General features: G+C 58.1%; 10 protein-coding genes and 1 pseudogene. 8 read left to right on the top strand and 3 right to left on the bottom strand.

Translation table 11 applies throughout. The annotated features are described in order from the left end of the window. Positions 1-81: 81 nt before the first annotated feature. From tnpA to repC, 5 genes are all read left to right on the top strand, one after another. Positions 82-552, top strand: coding sequence for an IS66-like element accessory protein TnpA (gene tnpA, locus AS026_RS04400; RefSeq protein ID WP_062368489.1), 471 nt, complete (start codon positions 82-84; stop codon positions 550-552). After that, a complete protein-coding gene (gene tnpB, locus AS026_RS04395) occupies positions 549-905 on the top strand; it encodes an IS66 family insertion sequence element accessory protein TnpB (protein WP_028749713.1) in 357 nt (118 codons plus the stop codon). Before tnpA ends, tnpB (AS026_RS04395) begins: the two co-directional genes overlap by 4 nt. A 48-nt stretch (positions 906-953) precedes the next feature. Then, positions 954-2528: an IS66 family transposase gene (gene tnpC / locus AS026_RS04390; protein WP_028749712.1), complete on the top strand. Its 1575-nt coding sequence runs from the start codon at positions 954-956 to the stop codon at positions 2526-2528. Then, positions 2525-3088, top strand: coding sequence for a UPF0149 family protein (locus AS026_RS04385; RefSeq protein ID WP_062368490.1), 564 nt, complete (start codon positions 2525-2527; stop codon positions 3086-3088). The genes tnpC (AS026_RS04390) and AS026_RS04385 overlap by 4 nt, the downstream gene beginning before the upstream one ends. A 762-nt stretch (positions 3089-3850) precedes the next feature. After that, positions 3851-5107 carry a plasmid replication protein RepC gene (gene repC / locus AS026_RS04380; RefSeq protein WP_028749674.1) on the top strand — a complete coding sequence of 419 codons (1257 nt, stop codon included), beginning with the start codon at positions 3851-3853 and terminating at the stop codon, positions 5105-5107. A 35-nt stretch (positions 5108-5142) separates the two neighbouring features. Here repC and AS026_RS04375 read toward each other — a convergent pair whose 3' ends face one another. The 3 genes and pseudogenes from AS026_RS04375 to tnpB (AS026_RS39265) form a co-directional block, all read right to left on the bottom strand. Further along, positions 5143-5646 (bottom strand): helix-turn-helix domain-containing protein, encoded by a 504-nt coding sequence (locus AS026_RS04375; protein WP_028749675.1) that lies wholly within the window; start codon positions 5644-5646, stop codon positions 5143-5145. A gap of 443 nt (positions 5647-6089) precedes the next feature. Further along, positions 6090-7489 (bottom strand): annotated as a pseudogene (tnpC, locus tag AS026_RS04370) (IS66 family transposase); the annotation flags it as partial. 63 nt (positions 7490-7552) lie between these two features. Then, a complete protein-coding gene (gene tnpB / locus AS026_RS39265; RefSeq protein WP_235777226.1) occupies positions 7553-7801 on the bottom strand; it encodes an IS66 family insertion sequence element accessory protein TnpB in 249 nt (82 codons plus the stop codon). A 218-nt stretch (positions 7802-8019) separates the two neighbouring features. On the opposite strand from tnpB (AS026_RS39265), the gene AS026_RS04365 reads away from it, so the two are divergent. The 3 genes from AS026_RS04365 to AS026_RS04355 all read left to right on the top strand — a co-directional run. After that, complete coding sequence (locus tag AS026_RS04365; protein WP_028749684.1) at positions 8020-9249, top strand: tyrosine-type recombinase/integrase; 1230 nt, start codon at positions 8020-8022, stop codon at positions 9247-9249. Continuing rightward, the gene (locus AS026_RS04360) at positions 9243-10157 is read left to right on the top strand and encodes a tyrosine-type recombinase/integrase (protein ID WP_028749685.1); all 915 of its coding nucleotides are present in this window, start codon (positions 9243-9245) and stop codon (positions 10155-10157) included. Before AS026_RS04365 ends, AS026_RS04360 begins: the two co-directional genes overlap by 7 nt. After that, positions 10154-10631: tyrosine-type recombinase/integrase (locus AS026_RS04355; protein ID WP_160330092.1), on the top strand; the 478-nt coding region annotated here is incomplete at its 3' end. The genes AS026_RS04360 and AS026_RS04355, both read left to right, overlap by 4 nt.

Raw genomic sequence — 10631 nt, 5'->3', positions numbered from 1 at the left:
GTGAGCGCGACGAACAGCCCACCTTTTCTTTTGTGAATGAGGCCTCGAGATAAGCTCTATCATTGATAGGAGTGGACCGGGATGGTTGGAGATCGCGCTGATGCCATGCTTGAAGTCATGGATGAAGGCATGCATGAAGCCAGGCATGAGGGAAAGTATCGGCGGATCGAGGTGATCACCGGTCGGCGGCAGCGGCGGAATTGGACTGACGAGGAGAAGGCGCGGATTCTCGCGGAGAGCGCAGAACCTGAAGTGAACATTTCGGCTGTTGCGAGGCGCTGGGGCGTCAATCGCGGCTTGCTGAATGTGTGGCGACGGGAAGCCGGACTAACCTCTCAACGGTCGGCAAAGACTAGTTTGCCGCCTGCCGTGTTCGTGCCGGTGACAGTGGTTGGGGATGGCGCACGACACGAAGGCTCGCCATCGAATGCCCCAGAGGTTCTCGCTGGCCGAATTGAGATCGAGATTGCGGGCGCACGCATGACGGTCATCGGCTCGGTAGCGCCTGAACTGGCGCAGGCGATGGTAGCGGCGTTGCGAGGGCGCCGGTGATCGGAGTTTCGCCAAATGGCGTGAAGATCATGGTTGCGACGCAACCCGTCGACTTCCGGCGCGGCATGAATGGCCTGGTAGCTTTGGTGGCGTCAGCCCTTGCGGCCGATCCCTATTGTGGCGACGTGTTCGTGTTCCGCGCCAAGCGTCTTGATCGGCTTCGCTGCATTTATTGGGACGGATCAGGCATGATCCTAGCGACGAAGTGGTTGGAGGCGGGCAAGTTCGTTTGGCCTCCGATCCGCGATGGCGCTATGCAGATGAGTGCCCAGGAGTTCTCGCTTTTGCTGGCCGGCATTGACTGGACGCGCGTCAAACGAAACGCGGTGAGGAGGCCCTCAAAAGCAGGCTGATCCTATTGGTTTTGCTTGAAGATTCAGACCCGTGTGGTAGGGTCTGTCATGCCGCTTCGACCCGATCCCTTGCCCCAGGATGCTGCGCAATTGACCCGGATCATTCTCTCGCTCGACGAAGAGAATGCCGATCTCAAGGCGCGCGTTGCCTTCCTTGAGCGCCAGCTCTTCGGGACGAAATCGGAGAAGATGACGACGATCGATCCAACGCAGGCAATGCTCGATCTTGGCGATCTAGGCGACATTCCCGTTGCTGCCAATGACGATGTCGCGCCGGTCGATGAAGACAAAACGCAGGCACGGCGATCGCCAGCCCGCAATATCGGCCGTTTGCCGAAACACCTTCCGCGTTATGACGAGCTCATCGAGCCAGCGAGCAAGACTTGCCCCTGCTGTTCGTTCGAACTTCATTGCATCGGCACTGATGTCAGCGAGGCGCTCGACATCGTGCCTGCAGTAGTCCGGGTGAAACGGACGATCCGGCCACGCTATGCATGCCGGGCTTGCGAGAGTGGCATCGTGCAAGCACCCGCACCAGCACGCATCATGGACGGCGGCATGGTGACCACGGCGTTTGCAGCCCATGTCGCCGTTTCGAAGTTTGCCTGGCATTTGCCGCTGCATCGCCAGGCGCAGATGCTGGCCTCCTGCGGCGTCATCATTGATCGCGGTACGCTCGGGGCATGGGTCACGCGGGTCGCCTGGTGGCTCGAACTTCTCTACGATGCACTCACCGCCTTCATCCGCTCGCAGCCGAGGGTGTTCTGTGACGAGACGCCACTTCCGCGCCTCGATCCGGGGCGCAAACGAACCAAGGTCTGCCAGTTATGGGCACAAGCGGTTGACGATCGGCCATGGAACGGTCCGGCGCCGCCGGCGGTGGCCTACATTTTTGCCGAAAGCCGCAGCGCTCGCGAGATCGAGGGGCAACTGTCGTCGTTCGCCGGCGTGCTTCAGGTTGATGGATATCAAGCCTATAAAACCATGGTCAAACGACGCGGCAAGAGCAACGTTGCCCCCATGCGGCTGGCCTTCTGCCTCGCTCATGCACGGCGAAAGTTCGTTGACGTCGTCAAACTGACCGGCTCTTCGGAGGCCTTGTCGATCCTTGCCAGGATTGCCGAAATCTATCGCATCGAAGCAAAACTACGAGGGGAAGATGAAGATACCCGGCTTAGCGGCAGGCGTCGTGAGGCAGCTCCCATCATGAGAGAACTGAAGGTCCATCTCACCGAACTGAGCGACGAGGTGTCGTCGAAATCGGCACTTGGCAAGGCAGTCACTTACATGCTCAACCACTGGAGCGGATTGACAGCCTTTCTAGAGGATGGCCGGATCGAGGTGGACTCCAATGTCGTCGAGCGTTCCATGAAATCCGTGGCTTTGACGAGAAAGAACTCATTATTCGTGGGCAACGAGCGGGGTGGAAAGACCTTCGCTGTCCTGGCATCGCTCGTGAACACGGCAAAGCTTAACGGCGTGGACCCCGACGTCTGGCTTGCCGATGTGCTGGAGCGCATCATCTCCGGCAAAGTGAAAGCCAACGAGATGGAGAGCCTTTTGCCTTGGGCCTGGAAGGCGGAACGCGAAGCGATGACACAGCAGGAGCGACAAGCGGCATGACACAGAACAGCCAGGAGATGACGCCGCGACCGAAGCTCGATGACGACGCATTCGAAGCCTTTATCAGGAGACGTCGTCCGCCATCGCCTATCTGGTCAATGAGCAGACTCGATGGTTATCTTACGGCCCTCATCATCGGCCCCAGGTTCATCGACCCACGGCAATGGATCCCGGAACTGACCGGCCCGGATGCCCTAAACCTGCCGATGGAAACAACCGAACATCGGGCCGTGCAGACGATCGTTGCAGAGTATAATCGGATATCTGCAAGCCTTTCCGAGAGACCGAAAGACCACCGGCCAAGGTTCACCCAGATCGATGATCAGACCCTTGATCCATTTGATTGGGACATCTGCTTTCTCATTGGAACACGACACGCGCCAAGGCTTTGGCAGCCTGTCCTTCGAGGTCATGCCGTCACTGGGGATATCATTGCGCCGATCCGCAAGCTCGGCGAGGTAAAACGGAAAGCGACCCACCAGGATGCTGCTGCCGTCGCCGAAGCACTCGTCAATATCCGAACCTATTTTATGCCGAAGCGGGCAAAGCAGAAGTTCTGACCGAGAGCCAGAAAGCCAGAAACCTATTTAGTCAAATCACGAAAGCCGTGGGCCATTCGTTGCGCTCACGAACAAATCACAATAGGCCGTACATTTGACACGTTCGCCGTCGACACCGCGTCACTTGCCGCGCAAGAACAACGATGATCGATTTGGCGCCTCCGGCGAGCCAATCGAGCTGATTGAAAATCTGTTTGCCCCTCCCCACCTGCAACACTGGCCAGTTGTTCCGGCGGCGAAGCCTCCGGGAAGAGCGCCTGGCGCAGCCAGCCATGGTTCAGCCAGCTATGGCTACCCCTCAAGGTTTGATAGACCAAGCGGAGCCGCACTGCCCGGGTCTTCTGTCGCGGCCTTGCCCAAGGTCGGACGAGCCGCCGCGCCAATTTGGATCCGCGACAAATAGTCGTCCCTAAGATTTTCCAACCACTATTACCCGCAATAAAAGGCGATTTTTAAAGGCGCTCGGCTGAAGATGCAGCGGCCGTTTCGCAAGATCTGGCCATAGCTTGCGCCAAATTGATATCTTGCGATAAGCTTGAACCGCAATTTAGCGCAACGTTACGCAGCCCGCGAGTCGGGCTGTAGATGGAGAATGAATGTAGGAAACCAGAAAAAGAAAACCGCTCCCGAAAAACTCCGGAAGCGGGTCTGAAAGAGATCAATTAAGCCAAATTTGTTTTCGCAGACCCTTCCTTCCTTGTCAACATAAAACGCCTTTCGGTGAACGGCGGAGCTTTGCCTGGTCCCAACTGGAGACAGGACATGGAAGATTACACGGACGACCGACGGCCGGTTGGACGAAGGGTTACCCCTGCGCGTACAGCGTTTCGTCGCCTGGCAGAATCAACTGAACTCGGGTCGGTGACTCGTGGACAGCTGGCCGTGCTGGCGCAAACGCTGCCTTGCACCGGGCTCATAAACGGGACTGAAAGTCACCTTTTAACAGTTTTGGTTAACACCGCTCCAACCGAGGCTTTTTCCAGGTCCGGGCGACCAATCGTCTTCAAGTCAAACCGACAGCTGGCTTTCGAAGTAGGCCGTTCGGCCGGGCGTGTCAGTCGTATTCTTTCCCGACTGTTCGACCTCGGCCTCGTTACAATGCAAGACAGTGGGAATTATAAGAGATATCCGGTGCGAAACCCGCATGGCGAGATCGCAGAAGGATTTGGGGTAGATCTCCGGATCTTGGTAGCACGCTACGGAGAGCTCAACGAGAATGTGAACCGGGCACGCGCTGAAAAGAGAGCTAAGGACGCCGCTGCCGCGCGGTACCGTGGTGCGCTCCGCAACGTACGTTACGCACTTTCTTCCCTTGAAGGGTGCACTTCAGTCCAGGCTATCGGCAACCGCATCAATCGGGTTGCCAATATCGTAGGTATCCCTGCAAAAGCAACGGAGGACAAGCTTCGCCGGGCTACTGCCGTCATCGAATCTTGCGTGGATCGGCTTATGCTTCTGACAAGCGCCGAAAGTAATCCGGGCGAAAAAGCGACACACCCGTATGCCTCAAACGACAAGCAACACGAGAGTACACTCCCTAATCAATTAGGAAGTAACGGCTTGCCAACGGGAACACTAGCGGCAACAGCCCAACGTCGAGCAGGAAAGGGGCATGCGAGATCGGTGCTCAATCAGCATCAGCAAAAAATTCGAACAAGCGCGATTAATTTTGATCGTCCAGTCTTGGTAGGTATTCGCGATGTCTTGCGTGCTGCGCCATCGCTCACCGACTTTGGATGCGCTCCACGCAACTGGTCGGACCTTGTTCAGGTTGCGCCTTTCTTGTGCCGTCTCGTGGGGATAACAGAACTGGTTCACTGCAGCGCGATAAATCAGATGGGGCGGCAACAAGCCGCGGTTGCCGTCGCCATCACCGTAGAAAAAACAAACCGGCTCGAAGTGAAATCACCGAACGGCTACCTGAGGGGAATGACCAAGCGCGCCGCGGCTGGTGAGCTACGTCTCAGTCACTCCGTATTCGGGCTCGCTGCTCGTAGCCCCCCACGAGAGATTTGTTGAGGATAAAGAGGGAGTACGCTGCGCTTTATCTGTACTCAAGCATCGGTGCCGTCTGTGCCGATGGATGCTAAACCTGTTTGATGGTCTTGTGGAACGAGGCGCCTAAGGAGGCGTAGTAGATCACCGACTACTTCGCCCGGTAGTTCCCTCATGAGCCGGTCGACAGCGATTCGATCGGCAGCTTCCTCTGGCGTGGCGCCCCAGAGGTGAGGAGCGGCATGGAAGATAATATCAAGCGGCTTGAAGCCTAAGACTTCGCAGAGGTGGATCATTCTCGTGACGTTCATCTTTGAAAAGGCGCGTTCGTAGCGCCCATAGACCGCTGTTGAGAGACCGAGCATCCTGGCAACATCGGCGCGGGGCAGACCGATGCCCTCGCGCGACCTCTTCAAAAATCCGCTGATGAGAGCTTCCATCTCTCCCAGTTCCGTGATCGCACCATCGAAACCGGGCTTTCTGTAAACCCGCTTATCTACTTCGGGATCCGTGGTCTCCACCAGCCCTTTCGCTTCCGCATACCTTGTCAAACTATCTCTCACCGAAGTCCTTTTCCCAACAGCTCACTTGTTTACGCGATATACGGCATTAAGACCTTTGCTCAGTCGCAATCGGACCTGGGCGGACCGATTTTTCTGGTTATAGCAACAATGCCTGACTTAGCCAATTTGCTTCATTGCGCCCCTGAATAAAGATGTCAAACTCGCCCGCGGAGCCGCCGCTAGCTGGAAGATCCCAAGCGCAATACTGGCAACCGATAAAAAAATAAACCTCTGAGAACAAACGAGATTCACTCTTCGCCAGCGAGTTGGTCGGGAGGACGGCAGGTTCGCGAGCGCCCTATCAAATCCGGGCCGTCGATTTGACGTCCGAGCCGGTCAGAGCGGCGATTGCCCGGAAAGGTCGCCCGTTGCGCGATGTTGACGCGGACACGCTTCCAATGTTTACATACACTTAACGAAGGGGTGTATAATGAAACACGTCTCCCTATCGGACGCAGGGCTCGCTCGGCGGCATTGTTGTCGATGGCGACACGACCGTCGTCCAGGAACAGGCAGAGCGAGGACCATCGGCTCAGGCCATAGCGGAGAGCGGTCGCCAAATCGCTCTTGCCCGGAATGCGGGTCAGTTGCGCTTCCGCCCAGACGCGGAATGCTTCGGCCTTCGCTTTACTGTGCTTCTGGCGTGCGGCAAGCCGGATATCAGCAGGCTGACCGGCAATGTCGCGCTCGATGTCATAAAGTGCGCCGATGCGATCGAGGGCCTCGCGTGCGATCTCGGATTTGTTCGAGGTCCAGATATCGTGGAAGTCACGTCGCCAATGCGCCCAGCAGGCCGCTTCGCGGAAGCGCCGTTTTCCTTCCGTATTGGGTTCGTATAGTTTTGCGTAGCCTTTGTAGCCGTCGGCGTGAAGGATGCCACTTGCCTGCTGGAGGTGACGGTGAACGTGCTCTTCCTTCCAGTCGGGAGCAAAATAGTAGACCGCACCAGGCGGGGCTGTGCCCGCCCATGGACGCTGATCTCGAACATACGTCCAGATCCTGCCTTTCTTCACGCCTTTGCCTAAACCCTTATCTCGGAGCGAGCGGTCGAGCACCCGGATCGGGGTGTCGTCGGCATGGAGAAGGTCACTTCCCATGATCGCAGTCTCGATCCGCTCGATCAGAGGCTGAAGCACCTGCATGGCGCGACCACACCAATCGACCAGCGTGCTGTCGGGAATGTCGGCGCCCATGCGGGCAAAGATCTCGTTCAGGCGATAGAGTGGCAGATGATCGTCGAACTTCGAGACCAGGATGTATGCCAAAAGGCCAGCGCCTGCCATGCTGCCCGGTATCGGACGGCTGGGTGCGGCGACTGCACCATCTTCTCGCAGCAACGGCAGGACTTCTTCAATCGAGCAACCTCGATAACCTTCATCTGCGCCGCGATCATGGCGAGGATTTCGCTTACGTCTTCGCCAACAAGGCGCAGTTCACCACCGCAATCAGGGCAGCAGGTACCAGGATCGAGTTCTTTGCGCTCGCGAGCTGCCTTTTCCGATACCCGCGGACGGCGGCGCATAATTCTTTCGGGCGTGCTTGCCACAGGTGCGGCAGGCACGGCCTCACCGACCTCATTGATCGGTGTCTTGTTGCTCTCGGCCGCGGCGATTAGAAGATCCTCAAGCGCCAGTTCCAACTGTTCGATCTCGCGCTCAATCTTTTCCGAGGACTTGCCGAAGACCTGCTTCTTCAGCTTGGCGATGCGCAGCCGCAAGGACTGGATCAACTGGTCATGGGCCTGCAACGTCGCCGACATCTTCGCGTTTTCCGCCTGCAAAGCGGCGATCATTGCCTTCAGGAAGGCCGGATCGTCGGGAAGATTTTGGGTGGCGTTCGACATGAACCTGACTACCATAGGTCAGGGCAAATATCCATAAAAACAAGCAGAATCAGGAGGATAAATTCAACCGACACGCGCCGGCGGGGCGCCCCAATCGGGACGGCGCCAGTCGATCCCTTCCCATAACATGGCCATTTGCGCCGACGTCAGCCGGGCTGTCCCACCGGCTCCTGAAGGCCATGGAAACCGCCCCTTCTGCAAGATTTTGTAGTACAGGCAGAAGCCTTGGCCATCAAAATAAAGAAGCTTCAAACGATCGCCACGTCTGCCTCGAAAGGCGAAGACCGCGCCGCCTGTCGGCTTCTGGCGCAATACATCCTGCGCGAGCGCAGCCAGGCCCTCTATGCCTTTGCGCTTATGTGGTGCACCACATAAGCGCAATTATGCGGCGACCATGATTATGCGAAGTTGTCATTGCCGGTCTATGGATTATGGCGTCTTCACAGATGCTTAGATAGATCGAGCACGCGCAATCGCTCCACATAACTATGCTCCCTCACGATGAGGTTCACGTTGTGAGGAGAGCACAGATGGATGCCAATAATCGTAATCACAGGTTCCTCGATCCAGGATCGTTGTCGTCATGGATCGAACGGTTCGCGGCCGAGCTTGCCGCTCAGAGATATACGCCGCTGACCATTGAGGGCTACACGTCCTCAGCTCGTCATTTCGCGGCTTGGCTTGGTAGCGCCGGTATCTCGATCGACGTCATTGATGACGATGTCGTTCGTCGCTTTGCCGAACATCGGTGTCGATGTCCTGGTGGGCGGCAGTGGCTGCGTATCTCACCAAAATATTCGCGCCGCGCCGGGAGGTTCGTTGTTTTCCTGCAAAAAGCCGGTATCGCACGTCCACCCTTGAAGGTCACGTCGCCATATCCCCTGCTTGTCGACTATCAGAGCTGGTTGCGCGTCCACCGGGGACTGTCGGAACGCACGATCGTCCGTCACCTTCGCGACCTGCATAAGCTGTTACCGGAGCTCGGTACGGCGACTCTCGACTATGATGCCGCCCGGGTCCGTAACGTTGTCCGCGAGTGGCGCGAGCGAACCGGCCCGGCCAACCTGAGGACCATAACGAGCGCCTTGCGCAGCTATCTTCGCTTCCTCGCGGGTGTCGGCTTGTGCCGCCCCAACCTCGATCACGCCATTCCGCCGGTCCTGCAATGGCGCCTTTCGTCGTTACCGCGGTATCTTGCAGCCGCCGATGTCGAGCGCGTCATTGCATCCTGTGATCAACTTACCAGAGGGCGTTTGCGGGACCGTGCAATCCTGCTCCTACTGGCTCGCCTGGGGCTGCGGGCCGGGGATGTGGCCGGACTCAGGCTCAGCGATATCGAATGGACGTCTGGTATGCTGCGCTTGAGTGGCAAAGCGCGCCGTCAAGTTCGGCTGCCGTTGCCGCAGGACGTCGGTGATGCACTTCTCGCGTACATCGAGCAGGAACGGCCGCGCGTGCATCAAGAGGCAGTCTTTCTCACAATGATTGCACCCTACCAGTCATTTGCACAGTCCAGCCATATCTCTACGATCGTAGCACTGGCGCTAAAGCGTGCGGGCATTTCCGATCCCCCATCGACCGGAGCGTGCCTGCTGCGCCACTCTGCGGCAACCACCATGCTACGCTCGGGGGCCACACTCGAAGCTGTTGGCACGGTGCTACGTCACCGCTCGCTCGATATGACCGCACATTACGCCAAGGTCGATGTAGCGATGCTGGAGCAGATTGCTCAGCCCTGGCCGGGAGAGCTGCCATGCTGAGTCAGCTCCTCGCCGATCATGCGGCGCTGCACCAAGCCCTGGGATTCAAGTTTCGGACCCCGGGCATTCTTCTGCGCAATTTCGTCTCCTTTGCCGAGCATCGCGGTGAGCATGTCATAACGACGGCAACCGTGCACGAGTGGGCGCTACAGGCGCCTTCACCCGAACAACGTCGGAACCGCCTATTGGCGGTACGTCGCTTCGCGCTCTCGCTGCATGCCGAAGATCCCCGCCATGAAGTTCCCTCCGCTGATCTTTTTGGCCGCGCCAGTCGCAAGCGCCGCACGCCCTATATCTATAGTCCCGGGGAGATCCGACGGCTGATCGACGCCGCTCAGCGACTTGGCCCCGACGGTTCAATCCGATCGCTCACCTACGCCACGATGTTCGGGCTGATTGCCGCGACCGGCATGCGTGCTTCGGAGGCGATCGCCATTCGATTGCCGGACGTGACCAACGACGGGCTGATCATTGCCCAGACCAAGTTCAAGAAGAGCCGGTTGGTGCCGCTCCACCCGACGACCCGACGCGCCTTGGACCGATATCTCGCAACCCGCCTGAAGGCAGCAAGTCAGAGCGACGCGCTTTTCATTTCGCATCAGGGAACGCCGCTCGCTTATCCGACAGTAATTACGGTCTTCCTGCAGATCAGTCGATCGATCGGCTTGCGAGGCGCTCCAGGATCGCGAGGGCCGCGGATCCACGATCTTCGCCACACGTTCGCCGTTCGCTCTCTCGAACGCTGTGCGCACGATTCCCAGGCGGTGGCGCGGCATATCACCGCCCTCAGCACCTATTTGGGGCACGCCCATGTGACCGATACTTACTGGTATCTTCAGGCAACGCACGAGTTGATGGCGCATATGTCTGCAGCCGGCGAGACATTGCATCGAGGAGTGACGGCATGACCCAGCTTGCCCAGCACCTCACCGCGTTCCTGCGCGAACATCTTCCCCGGGAACGACGCGCAAGCGTTCACACTTGCGATGCCTATGCCTATAGCTTCCAGCTGCTGGTGACGTTCGCCGCGCGACGGTTGAGCAAGCGACCTTGTCTGCTGCAGATCGAAGATATCGACGTACCGATGATCCTCGCCTTTCTCGAACACATCGAAGAGACGCGTGGCAACAAGGCCCGTTCGCGCAACGCCAGGCTGGCTGCCGTGAAGTCCTTCTTCCGCTATCTCGAGCATCGCGTACCCGCAGTGCTGGATCAGGCCCTTCGGGTTCACGCCATTCCGATGAAGAAGATTGACGAGGCCCTCGTGGCTTCGCTTTCGCGTACCGAAGTGCAAGCGCTGCTCAATGCACCGGATCGGCGGACATTATCAGGCATTCGCGATCGAGCCATGCTGCATCTGGCTTTCGCCGGCGGGCTGCGCG

The sequence above is a fragment of the Rhizobium altiplani genome (assembly GCF_001542405.1).
Taxonomy (GTDB): domain Bacteria; phylum Pseudomonadota; class Alphaproteobacteria; order Rhizobiales; family Rhizobiaceae; genus Rhizobium; species Rhizobium altiplani.
Note: the sequence above shows the minus strand (reverse complement) of the source record. Positions and strands in the feature narration are given on the sequence as shown.

Coding starts and splice junctions, on each gene's coding strand:
- tnpA (WP_062368489.1), top strand. CDS start 82: ATGGTTGGAGATCGCGCTGATGCCATGCTTGAAGTCATGGATGAAGGC.
- tnpC (WP_028749712.1), top strand. CDS start 954: ATGCCGCTTCGACCCGATCCCTTGCCCCAGGATGCTGCGCAATTGACC.
- AS026_RS04385 (WP_062368490.1), top strand. CDS start 2,525: ATGACACAGAACAGCCAGGAGATGACGCCGCGACCGAAGCTCGATGAC.
- repC (WP_028749674.1), top strand. CDS start 3,851: ATGGAAGATTACACGGACGACCGACGGCCGGTTGGACGAAGGGTTACC.
- AS026_RS04365 (WP_028749684.1), top strand. CDS start 8,020: ATGGATGCCAATAATCGTAATCACAGGTTCCTCGATCCAGGATCGTTG.
- AS026_RS04360 (WP_028749685.1), top strand. CDS start 9,243: ATGCTGAGTCAGCTCCTCGCCGATCATGCGGCGCTGCACCAAGCCCTG.